A 20521-nucleotide genomic window follows, 5' to 3' on the forward strand; every position below is an offset into this window, starting at 1 on the left:
ATAAATCATTGAACTTATTATATTATTGAAGGAAGTTTTGAAATTAAAGCATGCATTTATTTCAAAACTATTTATATTTGCGACGTTTGAGGTCGTGTTGTTTCGCTTCTTCTCGAAAGGCTTTAACAATAGAGAATATAATCATAATGAGTATAAACACAAACGGGAAGGCGGCAATGATTGAAGCGGTTTGTAAAGCACCTAAACCACCTTGCCATAATAAAACTGCTGCCGTAGCAGATTGAACAAGCCCCCAAGCAAGTTTCACTTTCAAATCAGGGTTAAGGTCGCCACCAGTCGTTTGCATGCCTAATACGAATGTGGCTGAATCTGCAGAAGTAATAAAGAACGTACTAATTAATAAGATTGTCAGTAATGTAGTAACAAGTTGTAAGGGGTAGTTTTCTAATACTGTGAATAAGGCCCCTTCTTCACCTACATTATTTATGACTGTTTGTATATCCATCCCATGATGGTATTCGAGAGAGATTGCGGAACCACCGAAGGCAGAAAACCAAAGCGCACCGAAGATTGTCGGAACTAAAAGAACACCAATTATAAATTCACGAACCGTTCTTCCTCGTGAAACACGTGCAATAAACATACCAACAAAAGGTGCCCAAGCAATCCACCATGCCCAATAGAATATGGTCCAATTTTCAAGCCAGCCTGTATCATCAGGACTAAATGGAGTTGTACGAAAACTCATAAACGGTAAGTTTTGAACATAGCTACCGAGTGTGGTCGTGAAATAGTTCATAATGAAGTTGGTTGGTCCGGCAAATAACATAAATAAAAGCAACAAGAACATCAAGACAATATTGGTTGTGCTTAAGTATTTAATACCACGGTCTAGACCAGTCAAAGCAGATAGCATGAATAAAATAGTCACGACACCAATGATAATTAACTGCAAGGTTACAGTATTAGATAAATTCTCATTAACGAAACCTAAGCCACTGCTGATTTGTTGAGCACCGAGGCCAAGTGATGTTGCTACCCCGAAGACAGTTGCAAAAACAGCAATCGTGTTTACAATTGTACCTGAACTACCATCCATTCGATCACCAAATAATGGCTTTAGTGTACTGCTAATTAATCCAGGATATTCTTTACGGAATTGAAAATACGCTAAAGCCAAAGCTAAAATCGCGTAAATTCCCCAAGGGTGTAGACCCCAATGAAAGAAACTATAACGCATAGCAACGCGTCCTGCTTCGCCATCACCGTTAACATCATACGGAGGTGCGTTAAAATGTGAAATAGGCTCTGCAGCCCCCCAAAATATCAAACCAATACCCATACCAGCGCTGAATAGCATGCCGAACCAAGTTAAGTAATTGTATTCAGGTTCATCATCTTCTTTACCCAAGACAATATTTCCGTATTTGGACACGATTAGATAAATAGCAAAAATTAAAAAAGCAGTGGCAGATAATAAATAAAACCAGCCAAATTTTGAAACAAGGAAACTTTGCACATTATTAGTAACGGTATTAAGGTTCCAATTTGGCCACGTCTCTTCAGGAATGACCCCCCACGCAATAAATAATATGGCGATAACTAATGATATATAAAATACGCGTGTAACGGATTTCTTCATAAAATATCCTCCTATCTGAAAGTAAGACATCGTTAGTTTTAGCAAGTCATTCTAATCCATACATAAATCAGTCATAAATTAACCTATCCATTTTAGTTTAACGTGAGATATAATATAAATAGAGACTACCAAGAGGGGGAACAGATTTGAAAAAATGGATCATATTTTTTGTGTGCATTTTAGCATTAGTTGGGTGTGGAAGTGAAACTGAAAACGAGGAATCGAGTGAAGAATCCAGTAATCAAGAAGAGCAAACAAATGAACAAGTAGAAGAAGAGGAAAAAGAAGAAACAGAAGAACAATCGAATGAAGACACAACTGAATCAAGTGAAGATGAATCGGAAACAAAAAATGATGAAGAACAAGAACAAGATCAAGTGGAAGATGATAACGACAACTCTAATTCTAGTACTAATGATAAAGAAAATCAGGAGCCATTATATGAAATGAATGATGTCTGGTCATTTAAACCGATTAATGAAAATGATGCACCTTCAGAAGTTGTTTTGCTTACGATCGATGATGGGCCTGATGGTCAAGCTCTTGAAATGGCTAAAACTTTAAATGAGTTAGATGCACCAGCGATATTTTTTGTGAACGGCATTTTTATGGAAGATGAAGAAAGCCAAGAAATTGTTAGACAAATTCATGAGATGGGCTTTCCGATTGGAAACCATACATATAGTCATCAAAATCTTAGTGAAGTCAGTGAATCTGAGCAACGTGAAGAAATCTTGTCTCTAAATCATTTGATTAGAGAAGTGACAGGAGAGAAACCAGAATTTTTCCGAGCTCCACATGGGGTTAACACAGATTTTGCTAAGCAATTGGTAGAAGAAGAAGGCATGTTGTTAATGAATTGGTCGTATGGCTATGATTTTAAGCAAGGATATATGGAGAAAGATGCAATTGCAGACATCATGGTTAATACAGAGTTATTATCAGACGGAGCAAATCTACTGATGCATGATCGTGAATGGACGAATGCGGCCTTGAAAGACATTGTTCAAGGCTTACGTGATAAAGGATATAATATGCTTGACCCTGATACGATTTTGTTACCAACAGATGAATCATAAATTATTTCGGAAAACTTGGCATCCGCCAAGTTTTTCTTTTCATCTAGAACTAATTAAATAAATAGGGCTACTTATTTAATTAGTTGCTGCAGTTTTCTAATAAATTGTTGGACTTGTTTAATGAATCATAAAATAATTTATATAACCTATTGCAAAAATTAGTATGACATAATATACTGTTATTAACCTAAAATTATATCATTTTCAATAAAGGAGCGATGGTCATGGGCACAATCGTTTGTAAAGACTGTCAACGTGTTATTGATCACTTTGAAGTTGAAAAAGTGACAGTGATTTACAGTAGCCAGTGTTCTTGTCATAAACACTAATTTGAAATCGCTTTCAGCACCAAGATTTTAGCACACGGCATAGGTCGTGTGCTTTTTTCATTCCGATAGAAAAATGCTATACTACTTCAAAAGGAGGGTAATGAAATGGGGTTAATAACGAAAGTAACAGCACTATTGAATATAGAGTGGCCTATCATTCAAGGAGGCTTAGCTCATTTGGCTTATGCTGATTTAGCTGCTGCTGTTTCAAATGCTGGCGGACTAGGTCAAATAACAGCAATGAGCTTACCTGACGAAAACGCTCTACGCCAAGAAATACATAAATTGAAACAAAAAACAGATCACCCATTTGGTATTAACTTCGCCATTGGACAAGGGCACCGAGAATTTGAGCACATGGTGCAAGTAGCAATCGATGAAAAGGTTCCGGCCATCTCAGTAACAGGTGGGAACCCCAAACCTGTTTTAGAGCAAGTAGAAGGCACAGGTATCAAAACACTTGTATTAGTGGCTGCTAAACGCCAAGCAGAAAAAGCAGCTGAACTTGGAGCTGATGCAGTGATGGTTGTAGGACAAGAAGGAGGCGGTCATATTGGTCGTGATGACCTCGGAACTTTTGTCTTAATTCCTGAAGTTGTTGATGCTGTTGATATTCCAGTTATTGCATCAGGCGGAATTAGTGATGGACGTGGATTAATGGCCGCCTTAGCATTAGGTGCAGAAGGGATTGAAATGGGGACACGTTTTATAGCGACACAGGAGTGTATTCATGCGCATGAACAATATAAGCAGGACCTTGTAAATGCTGATGCACAATCAACTGTTGTGATTAAATCATCGCTAGGTCAACCTGCGCGAGCTTTAAAAAATAATTGGACAGATGAAATTTTATCGTTAGAAGCAAAAGAAACAGGATATGAAGGACTAAAAGATTATATTAGCGGTAAAGCTAATAAACGCTATATTTATGACGGGCTAGAAGCTCAAGGCTTTGGTTGGGCCGGTCAAGTTGCTATGCGAATTCAAGATATACCAACAGTAGAAGAATTATTTAGCACTATTCAATTAGACGTTGCACGTATCCAAAAACAATGGCAAATGTAAGAGGTGACAGATTATGAATTATCATTACCCGATTGATCCTGATTGGTCGACGGAAGAAGTGATGCAAGTCATTCAGTTTTTTAACACAGTAGAATCAGCTTATGAAGATCAAGTAACCGCAAAACAAGTATTAGATGATTATAAACAATTTAAATTAGTAGTGCCTTCTAAAAGTGAAGAAAAATCAATGTTTAAAACTTTTGAGAAAGAAACTGATTATGTCCCTTATCGAGTGGTAAAAAAAGCACAGGAACTAAATGAGCAAGACTCATTTTCCATGGCTTAATAGTTAAGCCCCCAAACCAACAAATTGGCTTGGGGGCTTTTGGTTTACTGTAGCTTTTTCGTCAGATTATAAAGAGGCATTAGTGTTCTAACTGCTTCATCAAATAATTCCATCATCGTTTCTTCATCTTGTAAACGTTCATCATCGCGATTGAAAACTTGGCCACATAATATTTCGGCTTTCTTCACCGTTTCTAAACGTTCCACAAGTTCATCAAATTCACGGTCTTTTACGTTTTTATGACTAATCGTTTCAGGTTTTGTGTGATCTTTGGACCATACGAAATTATCAGGAACTTGACTAAGTATCTCCTGTTTGTTTGCTTTTAATTGTTTTGCAAAATCTTCTTTGATTGGACTTTCGTAAATAACGGCAAACCAAATAAACACATGGGATTCCCACATACCAATTTGGAAGTGCGGAAGCTTTTTATAACCACGCTGATTGTTTGCCAAGGCAGCCCACGTGTCGTTCGGTGGATTTGTTTTACGGCGAGCGTGTTTAGCGACATGGATATACATTTGATCGCCAGCAAGTGAGGAAACAGTAGGTTCTAAACGTTCAGCAATATCTTGAAGTTTAGGTGATATACGGCTTTTCAACTCAGTCATTCGCTCATCTAATCCGTCAATTGTAAAAACGTCGAAATCCTTTTGGCTAAATCCATTAAACGTTGTCATGCAATCACTCCTTGTTCAACTATTGTTCGTATGATGTCGAATTCGTTAGTTATTTTAACATATTTAGATGATCTTGTTGTATGAAACCCTTTAGCTTATGCGGGGTAATTATTTTTGTTATAATATAGTTATTGAAAAGAGAAAAAGGGGTTCTGTTAATGGATAATCGCAGCAAACAATCGATGTTAGATCAAGCCAAACAATGGGTTTATGATGCTGGTCAGTTAATTCGTGACATGATGGAAGGGCCGTATCAGATTAATACCAAAAAAGATCACAAAGATCTGGTGACTGAAGTTGATGAAGCGACAGAACAATTTTTGCTAAATAAAATTAAAACGATCTATCCCGACCATCAAGTGATGGGTGAAGAAGGTGTGGGTGAAGATGTTGAATCACTAGAAGGCACCGTGTGGATTATTGATCCTATCGATGGAACGATGAATTTTGTTCACCAGAGACGATTTTTTGCGATTTCAGTAGGCATCTATCATGAAGGGATTGGCGAGATTGGTCTTATATATGATGTGATGGGAGATGTGATGTATGAAGCTGCACGTGGTCAAGGGGCTTACAAAAACCGAAGACGCCTGCAACCATTAGATCAAACGAAAACACTAGAAGATGCTCTCATTGGTTTAAATAATGTTTGGGCTATGCCTAATCGGCGTCTAAAGGAAACAACGATTCATCAACTTATTGCTAAAGCAAAAGGGACTCGTTCATATGGATCGGCTGCTTTAGAATTTGCTTTTATTGCTGAAGGAATAATTGATGCCTATGTGACAATGCGTCTAGCTCCATGGGATGTAGCTGCTGGTATGATTTTAGTGAATGAAGTGGGGGGGATGACCACGCAAATAGATGGTTCACCTCTTGATTTGTTACAAAAAAATACTGTAATTTGTGCTAATCAGGCGATTCACTCAGAGTTATTAACGTATATTGAACCGAAATAGAAATCGAGCGCCTACGTATAGTAAGCGCTCGTTTATTGTTCATCACGTTGATATTCGCTTTTTAATTTAAAGCCATATCCCATTAAAGCTAATCCTGAAAAGAAAAATAGGGCCATTAAGCCATAATTTCTGTAGCTAATGACAATTGCAGTTGCAATAAAGCAGGATACGATAATAATAGCAAGTATAAGCATCTTTGTTTCATATTTCATAGTTTCACCTCATTCATATTAAGTGTACACGATGTGACAAATTTTGAAAACATTCAAATCCTATATAGCACAACGTTTTTGGATTTAGTATGATGGTAAAGGGAAGAAGGTTAGAAAAGAGGGATTATTGTGGATTCAGAATCAATTGAAGCAGCAGATCAGCATTTTCGTTTTGCGCCGATTGAACAATATTTTCTTGTTGATGTTGGCGGTGAAGCGGGCTTTTGGTTATTATTTCTAGCTATTGCTGTATTTGCGATCATCACATATAAATTAGGATTTGCTAAACAATTGCCGATTGGTAAATCGTTGATTGTTTACGGACTGTTAGTATTAGGTTGCTTTTTATTAATTTTATTTGCGGTCTTTTCTTTACCTATTGTTGAAGTTTTAATGATTGTATCGACGGTGTTAGGTATTTATCGTTTTCGTCTTCATCGTGAACGAAATACGAATTAGAATGCTAAAATTCCGGAGGGCTAATTTGCTTAAGCCTTCCGGAATTTTTTGAATGGTATTGTTAAAGAATTGCTCTCAACCTATCTTAAATATTCATCATATTCATCCGTTTGATAAGTTTTAAAGTGTGGTGATTGTTTTCGCTCAATTGTTTTAGCTGTAATACGCTCAGAACATTCTTCGCAAAGATAGGAAATTTTTCTTTTTTTTCGTAATTGCTTTGCTAATAGTGAAACCGAGTCGATTTTGTCTATTTGATCGCATAGCACACATTGTGCACGCATTTCGATCACCTCAATTATTTCATCTATAGCTTGTATTATAGCATGACAAACAAAAAAATGTCATTTCGATGTTTGAAATAGTACCATCAGGGAATACCTTTATTAAGAAATTTTTAATTTAGGGAGGGAACTTTTATGTCTAGAAAACTTATTATTTCATCAGCAATTGCTGCTGGAGCGGCTGTCACATCTTATTTATTAATTGATGAGAATAGACGTCAGGATGTAAAAAACAAAATTAATGATTTTAGAAATTACTTCACAGAAGAAAGATTTCCAATTGAGGAAACAGGTAAGCCTGAATTAGATGATCTTGAAAACTCTGAAATGGTAGCAGAAGGGTCTCAATTCGGCGTGCAATATTATAATGAAGTGAAGTCAGAATAAATTTAACTCCCAAAAAGTCAAACCTTTTTGGGAGTTAGTTTTGTTATGAAGATGTTTCTTGTTGAGGTGGATTTTGAGGATGACGTTGCTGCTCGTCAGATTGCTGTTCATCTGTTTGTTCCTCATATGAAGGAGCTTGATTTGATTCTGGAGGAGTTTCTGGAATATAACGACCCACAAGGTTAGCTATTTCATTAATAACGACATGACGTGCTTCTCCGTCTCGTATCCCTCGGTTAATCTCTTGGATACGCGCAACGATATCTCCATCAGCTACAACAAATGCATAATGACCGTACGGATCATCTTTTAATGCTTCAGCAACTGTATATTTAACACTACCTACGCGTGAGCGACTAAGATCATCAGTCACATTAATACCAACGATCGTATAACGGCCGAATACTAATGCATTAGCTTCTTCAACTTCTTCGACTTCAGCGGCGATTTGAGAGAGACGATCTGCTGCTTCTTGGTTCGAATGGTCACGGTTTTGGGGTGTTTCTGAATCTTCGACTTGAATGATGTGTTCTTCATTAATATTTGAATCAATTGAATCCATTTCAGGTTCATTTTGACAAGCATACATTCCCATAAGTACTAAAAGAAACGAGCCAATTATAAAATATCTCATCAAAAAACTCCTTTTTAGCTTAGTATTAAGTTAAAAGGAGCTTTTAATCGTAACAAGATTATCCAATTTTAAACGATGGTAATTTCGCCTACACCTTGATAAGGATTAGATTGATTAGAACCATCGGGTAAAATCACATGAACAGGACCAGATTCTTTTAATGGTTTTCCATCAACTGAGAACAATAAATAACAATTAATTAAATCTGACATCGAAATACGTTCCTCACCATTATTGGTATGTAAAATGGCTTCTGTAGCATTGGCGCTAGGCTCGGCATTATGGATGAAATGTTGAAGTGGCATCACATAACTGTTCTCTAATGCCTTCTTTCGATTGTATCGATCGACGCTATCGTTGATTGGTGGATTAATTTTTTGTTGATACTGTTGAACCGTTAAAGCATCATCAGCTTTATCCTCTTGTTGATCAACTTGTGGTGTTTGGATAAACACTTCGTCTAATAACACTTTCCGGTCATCAAAAATCCAAACAGTTGGATCGAGTGTGATTGGAAAGCCAACGTTTCCTTTAATTTGTACAATCATGACGTGCACCTCTTTCTATGAGAACAATCTTTTTTGGGTCATTTTTTACCGACCGACAAGTTGATTATATCTAAAAATAGCTAATCATGCATTAAGGAGAGATGTAAATGAGTTTTGTTTCTAAAAATGAGCTTGATTACTGGTTAGAACATGTGCGTATTTATGCTAATAATGGAACAGTCGCCGATTATATTCCTGCCTTAGCTAATCAAAGTCCTGAAATTAGTGCGGCAGCTTTTTATAGTGTAGATGGTGAATGTCCAAGTGCTGGACAATCAAATTATAAATTTACGATACAAAGTGTATCAAAAGTTTTTATTTTAGCCTTGGCATTAATTCAACATGGAGAAGAAGCTGTGTTTAATCGTGTAGGAAAAGAGCCCTCAAGTGATCCTTTCTATTCCATACGAAAGTTAGAACTTGAGTCGCCAGGAAAACCACTTAACCCGATGATTAATGCTGGAGCGCTCGCTGTGACTAATATGATTCGTGGCCGTCATTCGGAAGAGATGGTGGGAGAGATCTTGGACTTTATGCGTCGGTTATGTCAAGATGACTCGGTTACTTATGACCGCGATGTTGCTGAATCTGAATTCCAAACAGCTTTTTTGAATCGCTCACTAGCTTATTTCATGAAACAAAATGGAATTATTACTGGAAGTGTTGAAGAGTTATTAGATGTCTATACGAAACAATGTGCGATTGAAATGAATGTAAAGCAATTGGCACGAATTGGCGCTGTTTTTGCGAATGATGGGCGAGATCCTGATACGAATGTTCCTCTTATACCAGCTACAGTCGCAAGAATTTGTAAAACCTTTATGGTTACATGCGGGATGTATGATAACTCTGGAACATTTGCGATCAATGTGGGAATCCCTGCCAAGAGTGGAGTTTCTGGAGCTATTCTTGGTGTGATTAAAAATGAAGGAGGACTAGCTGTTTTTGGGCCTTCACTAGATAAAAAGGGTAACAGTGTAGTGGGCATCGAATTATTGGAAAAGCTTACACAAGAAAAGAAATGGTCGATTTATTAAAATTCTTCTTTATAACTAGATTTCTTGCATTTTCAGCTGTGAAACGGTAGTATAATTAAGTAGATAGGATTAATAGGTGAGGGGGAATTTTCGTGTCATCTCATGTAGCGCTTGAAGAAAATGAACAAGCACTCGCCCTCTTAAAGGCAGATGCGGATAAAATATTGCAATTAATTAAAGTGCAAATGGATAATTTAACTATGCCGCAATGTCCTCTTTACGAAGAGGTTTTAGATACACAAATGTTTGGATTGTCTCGCGAGATTAATTTCGCTGTTCGTTTAAATTTAATACACGAAGATACAGGTAAAGAAATCATGGAGAATTTAGAGCGCGAGTTAAGTGCCTTACACGATGCGGCTCAAGCACAGAAGTCGACTTAACAGAAACTCAAACTAATGGCTTATTTAAGTTATTAGTTTGAGTTTTTTTATTTTCTCGATTTTCATTGGTATTATAGTGCTTTATTAATAAAAATCCACCAACTAATGTTAAAATTAGTCTTTTTGATCAATGAGATGCAATATTCTTTGGTATTAGCCTTATTTCAAAGCATTACATCATTAGACAAAAATAATTTTTTCATGTAATCTAAAAAATATTCAGATATTTAAGTGAATATCGTAATCGTAATCAAGTATTAATCGATGTTTAGAATAATCATTCATTGGAGGTAAAACTATGGCAGACCTTAAATCATTTAATAAAGTTTTGGTCGCGAATCGAGGAGAGATTGCGATTCGTGTGTTTCGTGCGTGTACTGAAATGAATATTCGAACAGTAGCGATTTATTCAGAAGAAGATACAGGGTCGTATCATCGTTATAAAGCTGATGAATCGTACTTAATTGGTCAAGGTAAAAAGCCAATTGATGCTTATTTAGATATTGAAGGAATCATCGAATTAGCTAAAGAAGTCAATGTTGATGCAATTCACCCAGGTTATGGTTTTTTATCTGAGAATATTGAATTTGCTAAACGATGTGAAGAAGAAGGCATCACTTTCATAGGACCATCAAGTGATTTATTAAATACGTTTGGTGATAAAGTAAGAGCGCGTGAAGCAGCTATTAATGCTGATATACCAGTTATACCAGGTACAGATGGCCCTGTATCATCTGTTGAAGAAGTAGAAGCGTTTGTTGAACAACATGGTCTACCCATTATGGTCAAAGCCGCATTAGGCGGTGGTGGACGTGGTATGCGTATTGTTCGCACACGCCAATCTCTACGTGATTCATATGAGCGGGCCAAGTCCGAAGCAAGAGCTGCCTTTGGTAGTGATGAGGTTTATGTTGAAAAACTAGTCGAACAACCGAAACACATTGAAGTACAAATTTTAGGTGACCATGAAGGCGATATCGTTCACTTATATGAAAGAGACTGTTCAATTCAGCGTCGTCACCAAAAAGTTGTTGAAATAGCTCCAAGTATTTCTCTAGATGAAAAACAACGAGAAGATATATGTGATGCAGCTGTTAAATTAATGAATTCAGTCGATTATGTTAACGCTGGTACCGTTGAATTCCTTGTGACTGATGATGAATTTTTCTTTATTGAAGTGAATCCACGTGTCCAAGTAGAACATACGATTACTGAAATGATCACAGGGATTGATATTGTTCAATCACAAATCCGTATCGCAATGGGACATACATTGCATAGTCACGATGTAGGCATTCCTAAACAAGAGGATGTCATTACACACGGTTATGCCATTCAATCACGTGTTACAACTGAAGATCCACTTAATCAGTTCATGCCGGATACAGGAAAAATTATGGCTTACCGAACGGGTGGAGGTTTCGGTGTACGCTTAGATGCAGGAAATGGCTTCCAAGGTGCTGTTATTTCGCCTCATTATGATTCGTTACTCGTTAAAGTTTCGACATGGGCGCTGACATTTGAACAAGCTGCTCATAAGATGGTTCGTAATTTGAAAGAATTCCGTATTCGAGGCATTAAAACTAACATTCCATTTCTAGAGAATGTCATTCAGCATAATAAGTTCTTGAACGGAACTTATGACACGACGTTTATTGATTCAACACCTGAATTATTTGTGTTCTCGAAAAGATTTGACCGCGGAACGAAATTATTGTCTTATTTAGGCTATACGACGGTGAATGCTCCTGCAGCAACTGGTGTTGATAAAAAACCACTGTTCTCAAATCCGCGATTACCAGATGTGGATAAACATACGCCATACCCAAATGGAACGAAACAAATCTTAGAAGAGCATGGTCCTGAAGCAGTTGCTGATTGGTTGAGTGAACAAAAAGACGTGCAGTTAACTGACACGACATTTCGAGATGCTCATCAGTCGTTATTAGCAACACGAGTTCGTTCTAAAGATTTATATCAAGTAGCTGAACCAACAGCAAAATTATTACCTAATTTGTTCTCAGTCGAAATGTGGGGCGGAGCAACTTTTGATGTGTCATACCGTTTCTTAAAAGAAGATCCATGGGAACGTTTGCAAACCTTGCGCGAGAAAATGCCTAACGTGCTCTTCCAGATGTTGCTGAGAGCAAGTAATGCTGTCGGGTATAAAAACTACCCTGATAATGTCATTGATGATTTTGTTGAAAAGAGTGCTGAAGCGGGTATTGATATCTTTAGAATTTTCGATAGCTTGAATTGGGTTGAAGGTATGATCCCAGCCATTGAGGCTGTTCGTAAACAGAACAAAATAGCTGAAGCTGCTATTTGTTATACGGGTGATATTTTAGACCCTAAACGAGATAAGTATGATCTAGACTATTACGTTAACATGGCGCAAACATTAGAAGAAGCAGGGGCTCACATTCTAGGAATTAAAGATATGGCCGGGTTATTGAAACCTGAAGCGGCTTATCAATTGATCAGTGCACTAAAAGAGGCTGTCTCAATTCCAATTCACTTACACACACATGATACGAGCGGTAATGGTATTATGATGTACTCTCGCGCTGTAGAGGCTGGTGTCGATGCAGTTGATGTTGCAACAAGTGCTATGGCTGGTAGTACATCTCAACCTAGTGCGAATAGTTTATATTACGCTTTAGAAGGTTCTAATAGACAGCCAAATGTGGATATTGCATCTTACAATTACTTATCCAGATACTGGGAAGATGTTCGTCATTATTATAATCAGTTTGAGAATGGATTGAAATCACCTCATCCAGAAGTGTATTTTCATGAGATGCCAGGCGGTCAGTACTCAAACTTACAACAGCAAGCTAAAGCTGTTGGCTTAGGTGATCGCTGGGATGAAGTGAAAGAGATGTATCGCAATGTAAACGATATGTTTGGTGATATCGTCAAAGTAACACCTTCATCAAAAATTGTTGGTGATATGGCATTGTTTATGGTGCAAAACGAGTTGACTGTAGATGATGTTTATGAAAAGGGTGAATCACTTGATTTCCCTGATTCTGTCGTTGAATTCTTCCAAGGTTATATTGGTCAACCTTATAAAGGATTCCCAAAACAATTGCAGCGTATTGTGTTAAAAGGTCGAGAAGCTATTGAAACACGCCCTGGTAAAACACTAAAACCTGTTAATTTTGAAGCTTTAAAAGAGCAACTTTATGAGAAACTCGATCGACAAGTGACACCTTTTGAAATTGTATCCTATGCTCTATACCCGAAAGTATTCTTGGATTATCAAAAGTTTGTCGATCAATATGGTGATGTATCAGTGCTAGACACTCCTTCATTCTTATATGGCTTACGATTAGGTGAAGAGATTGCTGTTGAGATCGAACAAGGAAAAACGCTCATGGTTAAGCTTGTATCAGTCGGAGAAGCTCAAAAAGATGGAACGCGTGTGGTTTACTTTGAATTAAATGGGCAGCCAAGGGAAGTCATTGTACGTGATGAAAGTGTTCAAGATGTAACACAATCACGCGTTAAAGTTGATGAAGGCAATGCAAACCATATTGGTGCGTCTATGCCTGGTACGGTGGTTAGTGTATTAGTAAAAGAAGGTGAGCAAGTGAAGAAAAACGATCACCTGATGATTACAGAATCCATGAAAATGGAAACAACCATACAAGCACCGTTTGATGGTAAAGTAAAACGAATTCTTGTAAAAGATGGAGAGTCGTTAGAATCTGGCGACTTACTTGTAGAAATGGATTCATAAAATAAACTTTGTTAAAGTTTAGTGTAGTTTTTCTATTGATTTAGCTCAAAGTTGTTGAATTGTGAGAAGCGAAGGTGGCGACTCCTGCGGGAATAGCACGAGTCTCGAGACCCCGCAGGCCACGCCTTTGGGCCGAGGAGGCTCGAGCCGTGCCCGCGGAAAGCGTCCACCGAAAGCGGATCACAATATCAACAACGGACTTTAACAGAGTCCAAAAATAAAGAAGTCGAGAGGCAATTTAACGCCTCTCGACTTCTTTACTATATAGACCTTCTTGCAATCATAATCATGTAACATAATAACGCAAAGAATAGTGAAATAATCACAGCATGTAGTAACGCAATAGTTGCATTTAGCATTGTCACGATAATTAGTGCCCCTAAAACGACCTGGAACACGATTAATAACGACGCAATCGTCCAACCGTATAATAAAAAGCTATTTTGACGATAGTGACGTAATACGTGAATGAGTAAACCAATCACCCAAACAAATAATAATCCAGCTAATAAACGATGGCCCATGTGAATCGCTTGTTCAACCGAGAAACTACTAAGGGCAAACGGGTTGTCATTTGAACAGAATGGCCAGCCACCACATACGAGACTTGATTGCTTGTGACGGACAAGGGCTCCAGTGTAAACCACAACTAACGTATATATGAATAAACTGTATAGGTGGACACGAATTGTTTTTGGAACCTTGACCATTGTCGTATGAAGTTTCTCATCGACGTTAAAAATAATTGCAGCCAATAAAAATACTGAAGCGAACGAGATTAAAGAAATACCAAAGTGTAATGCTTTAATAAGTGGTGTTTGTTCTATAAGAACAGCAGCTGCACCTAATAATGACTGAATAACGATAAAAAGAATCGTAATAAAAATTAGAAATTTAGTTTCTTTGATTTGTGAATAGTATTTCCAAGCCTGGTAAGACAATAGTAAAATGATTATTATAGCTACTCCAGAGACCATCCGATGACTATATTCAATGATCATTTCAATGTTTACGTTAGCCGGTATGAGTGTGCCATGGCAGAGTGGCCAACTTCTACCGCAACCTAATCCTGATTCTGTTTTTGTTACAAGGGCGCCGCCAACTAAAACGAAAAACATCGTTATAACAGACACAACGGCAACGACCTTAGGATGTAAGATATATTTCAATGTCTTGTTGACACCTCTTTTCATGCGTATCCATTTCATAGTACATCTTAATACAAATATAGCCCAAGCGAAAATATAAAACGTTACAAAATTATAACAATCTATTGAATAATGCCATGAAAACAAGGCTTAGTCGTTTTAAAACTTTATTAAATATGCTAAGTTTAAAATGTGGAGATTTCTCACAGATTTTTCACAGTTTCTTCACAACTTAAGATTTTTTATATGATTAAATAGAAGTGGCAGATGTAACATGATACAATAGTTTTGTAATACATTGTCATATTTTAACCTTTTCAATGTAGAAAGGTTGAGAGGTAGGTCGAATGCTATGAGTGAAGTGCGCTCGGCAGAAAAAGCGACGACCAACATCGTTGATCAATCTCAATCTAGCGTAAAATCACTATGGACTGACTTTTTGGCATTAATTAAAATTGGAATTATTAATTCCAATTTAATTACGACTTTTGCAGGTTTTTGGTTGGCATTATATTTCATGAGCCAAAATCCTCTCGAGCATTGGGGAACATTCCTCTTAGTCATGCTCGGAACAGCCTTAGTCATCGCTGGTGGTTGTGTCATTAATAATTATTATGACCGCGATATTGATGTTGATATGGGACGTACTAAATCGCGTCCTACGATTACTGGTACAATTCCTCTACCTGTTATCTTAGGGTTAGGTATTGCTTTTTCTGTTATAGGGTTATTAACTTTATATGCAACAACATTGCAGGCAGCCTTGTTCGGTTTTATGGGCTGGTTTGTCTATGTTGTCTTGTATACCATGTGGTCTAAGCGAAAATATACTATTAATACCGTTGTCGGAAGTTTTTCAGGTGCAGCACCGCCATTAATTGGATGGGCAGCTGTTGATAGCACTTTACATCCGGCGGCATTTGTATTATTTTTAATAATGTTTATATGGCAAACACCACATTTTTTAGCGCTAGCAATACGTAAGAAAGATGACTATGCGAATGCTGGAGTACCAATGCTTCCATCGGTTTATGGTAATGAAATCACCAAAAGACAAATGGTAATCTATACAGCTTGTTTATTACCGTTACCATTATACTTTTTCCAATTAGGCATGGTCTTTATTGTATTTGCTACATTGCTAAACGTAGGATGGTTTATCTTAGGGTTATATGGTTTTCTGATGAAAGACGACCAGAAATGGGCAAAATGGATGTTCATATATTCCCTTAATTATCTAACATTGTTTTTCGTGGGATTAGTTGTTGCAACAATTCCATCATTCTTGTGATTCAATTAAGAAATATTTACTTTCTTAATTAATGAATAAATATGCTTTGGGCATAAAACAACAATGAATTAAGAGAAAGAGAGGTATCAAACAAAATGAAAGGCTGGATGAGTCGGTTTAAAGCTGTATTTGCTTTAACAGTCATGGCCCTAATCCTTTCAGGTTGTGGCGAGTCATTTTTAAGTGCGTTACAACCAAGTGGTGAAGGAGCCTCGATGCTTCTAGACCTAATGATCTTAAGTATCGTGATTATGTTATTTGTCTTTGTTATCGTCATGATTATTTATGTTTTTGTTATCTTCAAGTTCCGTCAAAAGAAGGGACAAGAAGATATTGTGCCGAAACAGGTTGAAGGTAGTCACGCCCTTGAGACATTATGGACAGTGATTCCAATTATTTTACTCCTCATTTTGGCAGTTCCTACTATTCAGTATACGTTTGCATTAGCAGACACTAGTCCAGAAACGACTGAAGAAGGGGAAGAGCTTGATCAAATTTGGGTTGATGTAACTGGGAGCCAATATTGGTGGCATTTTGAATATCGAGATATAGAAGTCACTACAAGCCAAGAGTTATACATTCCAACTGATCGTCGAGTGAACTTATCAATGATTTCTGATGACGTTATTCACTCATTCTGGGTTCCAACAATCCAAGGTAAGATGGACGTTAACCCTACAGGAAACACAAATGAGATGTATATTCAAGCAGAAGAAGAAGGGGTTTATTGGGGCAAATGTGCTGAGTTATGTGGTCCGTCCCACTCACTCATGGACTTCAAGATTGTAGCTGTAAGCCCAGGAGAGTTTGAACAATGGGTAGAAGATATGCAATCTGTTTCTGGTGAAGAAGAACCAGAATCTGAAACAGCACAAGCAGGACAACAAGTATTTGCTGATAATTGTATGTCTTGTCACGCAATTGGTTCTTCTCCAAATAAAGCTGGACCCAACCTCACAAATTTTGCTGATCGTGAAAAGCTAGCTGGAGTCTTTGATATGAATGAAGAAAATCTTCGTGAATGGATTGCTACTAAAGGTGAAGAAATGAAACCTGGTAACTCTATGATGGATGCTCCATATGACTTAAGCGATGAGGAAATTAATCAAGTGATGGAATACTTAATGACGTTAAGCCCTAGTGAGATAACACCAGAAAGTGCTAATAATGGTATTTATGAAGATTCAGATTTAAGTGGACTATTCCCTGAAGAATCTGAGGGTGAAGGCGAAGGAAATAGCGATTCTGAAGGAAACGGTGATTCTGAATCAGATTCAGAGTCAGGAAACAATTCTGAGGATGATTCTGAAGGTGATTCTAGCGAGAACTCTAATGATAATTCAGATAATAACTCAGATGAGTAATGTATAGAGACTTATGAATAGAGGGAGGTTACAAGCGTGAGCACGACAGCTAATCAAAAAGCTGGTATTGGTTCAGTTTTATGGGATTACCTTACTACGGTTGACCATAAAAAAATCGCTATTCTCTACCTAATCGGCGGAATGTTCTTCTTCCTAGTAGGTGGATTACAGGCGATGCTGATCCGTATACAGCTAGTTGTACCTGAAAATGAATTTCTTTCAGCGCAATTTTATAATGAAGTGTTAACAATGCACGGAACAACCATGATTTTCTTAGCAGCTATGCCGCTCTTATTTGCGCTCATGAATGCTGTATTGCCATTACAAATCGGTGCGCGGGACGTCGCATTTCCATTTGTAAACGCACTAGGATTTTGGTTATTCTTCTTTGGAGGAATATTCTTAAACATATCTTGGTTTACTGGTGGCGCACCTGATGCGGGGTGGACAGCATACGCACCATTATCAGTCTTTTCAGAAGGACATGGTGTAGATTATTACGCTATTGGTTTACAGATTTCAGGTTTTGGTACATTAATGGCAGGTATCAACTTCCTTGTTACTGTGATTAATATGCGTGCACCAGGCATGACTTATATGCGTATGCCGTTATTTACATGGACATCATTTATTGCAAGTGTTTTAATTCTATTTGCATTCCCAGCTTTAACAGTTGGTTTATTCCTTTTAACATTTGATCGGTTATTTGGAGCAAATTTCTTCAACCCAGATATGGGTGGTAATGCTATTATTTGGGAGCACTTATTCTGGATTTTTGGTCACCCAGAAGTTTACATTTTAATTCTCCCAGCATTTGGTGTGTTTAGTGAAGTCATACCAGCATTCGCGAAGAAACGTTTATTCGGTTATTCATCCATGGTATTTGCGACGATCTTAATCGCATTCCTTGGTTTCATGGTATGGGCACACCACATGTTTACCGTAGGACTTGGACCAATTGCTAACTCAATCTTTGCGGTTGCAACAATGGCGATTGCTGTTCCAACAGGTATTAAGATCTTTAACTGGTTATTTACTTTATGGGGCGGCCAAATTAGGATGACATCCCCTATGGTTTTTGCTCTTGGTTTTATACCAACCTTTACAGTTGGTGGTATGACAGGTGTCATGTTGGCATCAGCTGCGGCTGACTTCCAATATCATGACTCTTACTTCGTCGTAGCACACTTCCACTACGTTATCGTTGGTGGTGTTGTACTTGGTATTTTTGCTGGTCTAATCTACTGGTGGCCAAAGATGTTTGGTACCTTCTTAAATGAGAAGCTCAATCATTGGTTCTTCTGGCTATTCTTTATTGGTTTTCACTTAACATTCTTCCTACAACATTTCTTAGGATTAATGGGAATGCCGAGACGTTATTGGACTTTCTTAGAAGGTCAAAATTTAGATTTATTTAACTTAATTAGTACGATTGGTGCTTTCTTCATGGCTATAGGAACACTTGTATTCTTATTTAATGTTGTGAAGACTCAATTAAAAGGTGAAAAAGTTTCAGGTGACCCTTGGGATGCACGTACGCTTGAATGGTCTATTCCATCACCTCCACCTTTCTATAACTTTAAACAAGAACCACTAGTACGTGGTTTAGATCCTTTATGGATAGAAAAAATGCAAGGGAACGGCAAAATCCAACCTGCTGAACCACTAGGTGACATCCATATGCCTAACCGTTCATTGACACCGTTCATGATCTCACTCGGCTTATTCATAGCTGGTTTCGGTATTATGTATCAAGGTGGTATGTGGGTTCTAGCTGGTATCGGATTTGCGACAACATTTGGTTCAATGTTATATCGTTCCTTAAAAGATGATATTGGTTATCATGTTCATAAAGAAGAATTAGAAGAAGAGGGGGATGGTTCGAATGGCTGAAGACGTTCTTAAATCAGGTAATCTGCCTGAGAATCCTGAAAGAGCCACCCTTGAAGGCCGTAACAAATTTATGGGCTTTTGGTTCTTCCTAGGCGGAGAAACTGTTTTATTCGCAAGTTTGTTTGGTACCTATTTAGCTTTACGTAATTCCAATGCTGAGGGACCTGCATCAGAAGATATCTTTGGATTAGGTCTTGTTTTCATCATGACAGTGCTTCTTTTAACAAGTTCACTGACAAGCGTATACGCTATGTATCATATGAAAAATAACGACTTTAAAAAGATGCAGTTATGGTTAGGAATTACTGTTGTTCTTGGACTCGCGTTCTTAGGTATGGAAATTTACGAATTTTATCATTATGTCCACGGTTATGAGTTTGGCTATACAACATCGGCTTTTTCTAGTGCCTTCTATACATTAGTCGGTTTCCACGGTGGCCACGTAGCCTTTGGTTTATTATGGATTGTGTCTCTTATGATTCGTAATGCGAAACGCGGTTTAAACTTATACAACACACCGAAGTTTTATATAGCCAGTCTTTATTGGCACTTCATTGACGTTGTATGGGTATTCATTTTCACAGTTGTATATTTGCTAGGAAAGGTGGGCTAGTCAATGGCAGATCACACCAATTCCGTAGAAAACACAGATAAGCATGAATTTTATAAGAAAAAGCATCGCGAGCAAATGAAGCATCAAGTTGTCACGTTTGTGATGATGATTGCTTTCACGCTAATTGCTTTTGGCTTAGTTATTGCAGAAGTGAGTGCGATGTTTACTATTCCAATTATTTTAGTTTTAGCCGCTGTGCAGGTTCTTTTCCAATTATATTACTTTATGCATATGAATGAGGAAGGCCATCAGTGGCCAGCAGTAATGATTTATTCTGGTATATTTGCTGCTGTTTTAACCATCTTAGCGCTTACGACTATTACATGGTGGTAAAGGATTTAAAAGAGCTCAGATTTAATCTGAGCTCTTTTTTTGTGCAATTATTGATGAGTATAAATCAATAATTTGAGGTTCGTTGTCATAAAATTTTAATAAAATTTCAAATAAGCTTGATTATTTTCTCATTATTAAGTATATTTAACTACATACATATTTTCGAAAATTCATAAAAGTAGCATTAAT

General features: G+C 37.5%; 22 protein-coding genes. 15 read left to right on the top strand and 7 right to left on the bottom strand.

Features of this window, described 5'->3' with window-relative positions; genetic code table 11:
- Positions 1–67: 67 nt before the first annotated feature.
- Positions 68–1603, bottom strand: coding sequence for a glycine betaine uptake BCCT transporter (locus J2S77_RS10330; protein WP_306977073.1), 1536 nt, complete (start codon positions 1601–1603; stop codon positions 68–70).
- 146 nt (positions 1604–1749) lie between these two features.
- On the opposite strand from J2S77_RS10330, the gene J2S77_RS10335 reads away from it, so the two are divergent.
- The 4 genes from J2S77_RS10335 (at position 1750) to J2S77_RS10350 (ending at position 4362) form a co-directional block, all read left to right on the top strand.
- Complete coding sequence (locus J2S77_RS10335) at positions 1750–2682, top strand: polysaccharide deacetylase family protein (RefSeq protein WP_306977075.1); 933 nt, start codon at positions 1750–1752, stop codon at positions 2680–2682.
- Between the two features lie 224 nt (positions 2683–2906).
- Positions 2907–3011 carry a GapA-binding peptide SR1P gene (locus tag J2S77_RS10340; RefSeq protein ID WP_306977077.1) on the top strand — a complete coding sequence of 35 codons (105 nt, stop codon included), beginning with the start codon at positions 2907–2909 and terminating at the stop codon, positions 3009–3011.
- 105 nt (positions 3012–3116) lie between these two features.
- A complete protein-coding gene (locus J2S77_RS10345) occupies positions 3117–4076 on the top strand; it encodes an NAD(P)H-dependent flavin oxidoreductase (protein ID WP_306977078.1) in 960 nt (319 codons plus the stop codon).
- Positions 4077–4089: 13 nt separating this feature from the next.
- Entirely contained in the window at positions 4090–4362 is a 273-nt protein-coding gene (locus J2S77_RS10350; RefSeq protein ID WP_306977081.1) for a UPF0223 family protein, read from the top strand.
- Between the two features lie 44 nt (positions 4363–4406).
- On the opposite strand, the gene J2S77_RS10355 is transcribed toward J2S77_RS10350, so the two are convergent.
- Positions 4407–5042 carry a YktB family protein gene (locus J2S77_RS10355; RefSeq protein WP_306977084.1) on the bottom strand — a complete coding sequence of 212 codons (636 nt, stop codon included), beginning with the start codon at positions 5040–5042 and terminating at the stop codon, positions 4407–4409.
- A gap of 158 nt (positions 5043–5200) precedes the next feature.
- Between J2S77_RS10355 and J2S77_RS10360 the strand changes: the two genes are divergently transcribed.
- Positions 5201–6001, top strand: a complete 801-nt coding sequence (locus J2S77_RS10360; protein ID WP_306977085.1) for an inositol monophosphatase family protein — start codon at positions 5201–5203, stop codon at positions 5999–6001.
- A 32-nt stretch (positions 6002–6033) separates the two neighbouring features.
- Here J2S77_RS10360 and J2S77_RS10365 read toward each other — a convergent pair whose 3' ends face one another.
- The gene (locus tag J2S77_RS10365; RefSeq protein ID WP_167259782.1) at positions 6034–6213 is read right to left on the bottom strand and encodes a DUF5325 family protein; all 180 of its coding nucleotides are present in this window, start codon (positions 6211–6213) and stop codon (positions 6034–6036) included.
- Positions 6214–6342: 129 nt separating this feature from the next.
- On the opposite strand from J2S77_RS10365, the gene J2S77_RS10370 reads away from it, so the two are divergent.
- A complete protein-coding gene (locus tag J2S77_RS10370; RefSeq protein ID WP_306977086.1) occupies positions 6343–6672 on the top strand; it encodes a YlaH-like family protein in 330 nt (109 codons plus the stop codon).
- Positions 6673–6752: 80 nt separating this feature from the next.
- Here J2S77_RS10370 and J2S77_RS10375 read toward each other — a convergent pair whose 3' ends face one another.
- A complete protein-coding gene (locus J2S77_RS10375; protein ID WP_306977087.1) occupies positions 6753–6956 on the bottom strand; it encodes a YlaI family protein in 204 nt (67 codons plus the stop codon).
- Positions 6957–7091: 135 nt separating this feature from the next.
- Here J2S77_RS10375 and J2S77_RS10380 point away from each other — a divergent pair, with 135 nt between their 5' ends.
- Positions 7092–7343, top strand: coding sequence for a YbyB family protein (locus J2S77_RS10380; protein WP_306977088.1), 252 nt, complete (start codon positions 7092–7094; stop codon positions 7341–7343).
- Positions 7344–7386: 43 nt separating this feature from the next.
- Here J2S77_RS10380 and J2S77_RS10385 read toward each other — a convergent pair whose 3' ends face one another.
- Together J2S77_RS10385 and J2S77_RS10390 are read right to left on the bottom strand one after the other, a co-directional pair.
- Positions 7387–7977, bottom strand: a complete 591-nt coding sequence (locus J2S77_RS10385) for a YhcN/YlaJ family sporulation lipoprotein (RefSeq protein WP_306977090.1) — start codon at positions 7975–7977, stop codon at positions 7387–7389.
- A 68-nt stretch (positions 7978–8045) separates the two neighbouring features.
- Positions 8046–8525 (bottom strand): hypothetical protein, encoded by a 480-nt coding sequence (locus J2S77_RS10390; RefSeq protein WP_306977092.1) that lies wholly within the window; start codon positions 8523–8525, stop codon positions 8046–8048.
- Between the two features lie 107 nt (positions 8526–8632).
- On the opposite strand from J2S77_RS10390, the gene glsA reads away from it, so the two are divergent.
- The 3 genes from glsA (at position 8633) to pyc (ending at position 13690) form a co-directional block, all read left to right on the top strand.
- On the top strand, positions 8633–9562 hold the full coding sequence (glsA, locus tag J2S77_RS10395) for a glutaminase A (RefSeq protein ID WP_306977094.1): 930 nt from the start codon (positions 8633–8635) through the stop codon (positions 9560–9562).
- A 92-nt stretch (positions 9563–9654) separates the two neighbouring features.
- Positions 9655–9945: an Fpa/YlaN family protein gene (locus J2S77_RS10400; protein WP_167259798.1), complete on the top strand. Its 291-nt coding sequence runs from the start codon at positions 9655–9657 to the stop codon at positions 9943–9945.
- Between the two features lie 298 nt (positions 9946–10243).
- The gene (gene pyc, locus J2S77_RS10405) at positions 10244–13690 is read left to right on the top strand and encodes a pyruvate carboxylase (RefSeq protein ID WP_306977095.1); all 3447 of its coding nucleotides are present in this window, start codon (positions 10244–10246) and stop codon (positions 13688–13690) included.
- A gap of 260 nt (positions 13691–13950) precedes the next feature.
- Here pyc and J2S77_RS10410 read toward each other — a convergent pair whose 3' ends face one another.
- On the bottom strand, positions 13951–14859 hold the full coding sequence (locus J2S77_RS10410; protein ID WP_306977097.1) for a COX15/CtaA family protein: 909 nt from the start codon (positions 14857–14859) through the stop codon (positions 13951–13953).
- A 331-nt stretch (positions 14860–15190) separates the two neighbouring features.
- Here J2S77_RS10410 and cyoE point away from each other — a divergent pair, with 331 nt between their 5' ends.
- The 5 genes from cyoE (at position 15191) to ctaF (ending at position 20332) form a co-directional block, all read left to right on the top strand.
- Positions 15191–16129, top strand: a complete 939-nt coding sequence (cyoE, locus tag J2S77_RS10415) for a heme o synthase (RefSeq protein WP_306977100.1) — start codon at positions 15191–15193, stop codon at positions 16127–16129.
- A 95-nt stretch (positions 16130–16224) separates the two neighbouring features.
- Positions 16225–17493 (top strand): cytochrome c oxidase subunit II, encoded by a 1269-nt coding sequence (gene coxB / locus J2S77_RS10420; protein ID WP_306977103.1) that lies wholly within the window; start codon positions 16225–16227, stop codon positions 17491–17493.
- A 36-nt stretch (positions 17494–17529) separates the two neighbouring features.
- Positions 17530–19386, top strand: a complete 1857-nt coding sequence (gene ctaD / locus J2S77_RS10425; RefSeq protein ID WP_306977105.1) for a cytochrome c oxidase subunit I — start codon at positions 17530–17532, stop codon at positions 19384–19386.
- Complete coding sequence (locus J2S77_RS10430; protein ID WP_306977107.1) at positions 19379–19999, top strand: cytochrome (ubi)quinol oxidase subunit III; 621 nt, start codon at positions 19379–19381, stop codon at positions 19997–19999. Before ctaD ends, J2S77_RS10430 begins: the two co-directional genes overlap by 8 nt.
- A 3-nt stretch (positions 20000–20002) precedes the next feature.
- Positions 20003–20332: a cytochrome c oxidase subunit IVB gene (gene ctaF, locus J2S77_RS10435; RefSeq protein WP_306977109.1), complete on the top strand. Its 330-nt coding sequence runs from the start codon at positions 20003–20005 to the stop codon at positions 20330–20332.
- Positions 20333–20521: the final 189 nt, after the last annotated feature.

Source organism: Alkalibacillus salilacus (assembly GCF_030812915.1).
Lineage (GTDB): Bacteria > Bacillota > Bacilli > Bacillales > Alkalibacillaceae > Alkalibacillus > Alkalibacillus salilacus.

What these genes read in the sequence shown, in the direction of transcription:
- J2S77_RS10365 (WP_167259782.1), bottom strand. Translation starts at nt 6,213, where the DNA reads ATGAAATATGAAACAAAGATGCTTATACTTGCTATTATTATCGTATCC.
- coxB (WP_306977103.1), top strand. Translation starts at nt 16,225, where the DNA reads ATGAAAGGCTGGATGAGTCGGTTTAAAGCTGTATTTGCTTTAACAGTC.
- J2S77_RS10355 (WP_306977084.1), bottom strand. Translation starts at nt 5,042, where the DNA reads ATGACAACGTTTAATGGATTTAGCCAAAAGGATTTCGACGTTTTTACA.
- cyoE (WP_306977100.1), top strand. Translation starts at nt 15,191, where the DNA reads ATGAGTGAAGTGCGCTCGGCAGAAAAAGCGACGACCAACATCGTTGAT.
- J2S77_RS10345 (WP_306977078.1), top strand. Translation starts at nt 3,117, where the DNA reads ATGGGGTTAATAACGAAAGTAACAGCACTATTGAATATAGAGTGGCCT.
- J2S77_RS10340 (WP_306977077.1), top strand. Translation starts at nt 2,907, where the DNA reads ATGGGCACAATCGTTTGTAAAGACTGTCAACGTGTTATTGATCACTTT.
- J2S77_RS10360 (WP_306977085.1), top strand. Translation starts at nt 5,201, where the DNA reads ATGGATAATCGCAGCAAACAATCGATGTTAGATCAAGCCAAACAATGG.
- J2S77_RS10350 (WP_306977081.1), top strand. Translation starts at nt 4,090, where the DNA reads ATGAATTATCATTACCCGATTGATCCTGATTGGTCGACGGAAGAAGTG.
- J2S77_RS10330 (WP_306977073.1), bottom strand. Translation starts at nt 1,603, where the DNA reads ATGAAGAAATCCGTTACACGCGTATTTTATATATCATTAGTTATCGCC.
- J2S77_RS10385 (WP_306977090.1), bottom strand. Translation starts at nt 7,977, where the DNA reads ATGAGATATTTTATAATTGGCTCGTTTCTTTTAGTACTTATGGGAATG.
- J2S77_RS10430 (WP_306977107.1), top strand. Translation starts at nt 19,379, where the DNA reads ATGGCTGAAGACGTTCTTAAATCAGGTAATCTGCCTGAGAATCCTGAA.
- J2S77_RS10375 (WP_306977087.1), bottom strand. Translation starts at nt 6,956, where the DNA reads ATGCGTGCACAATGTGTGCTATGCGATCAAATAGACAAAATCGACTCG.
- pyc (WP_306977095.1), top strand. Translation starts at nt 10,244, where the DNA reads ATGGCAGACCTTAAATCATTTAATAAAGTTTTGGTCGCGAATCGAGGA.
- glsA (WP_306977094.1), top strand. Translation starts at nt 8,633, where the DNA reads ATGAGTTTTGTTTCTAAAAATGAGCTTGATTACTGGTTAGAACATGTG.
- ctaF (WP_306977109.1), top strand. Translation starts at nt 20,003, where the DNA reads ATGGCAGATCACACCAATTCCGTAGAAAACACAGATAAGCATGAATTT.
- J2S77_RS10390 (WP_306977092.1), bottom strand. Translation starts at nt 8,525, where the DNA reads ATGATTGTACAAATTAAAGGAAACGTTGGCTTTCCAATCACACTCGAT.
- J2S77_RS10380 (WP_306977088.1), top strand. Translation starts at nt 7,092, where the DNA reads ATGTCTAGAAAACTTATTATTTCATCAGCAATTGCTGCTGGAGCGGCT.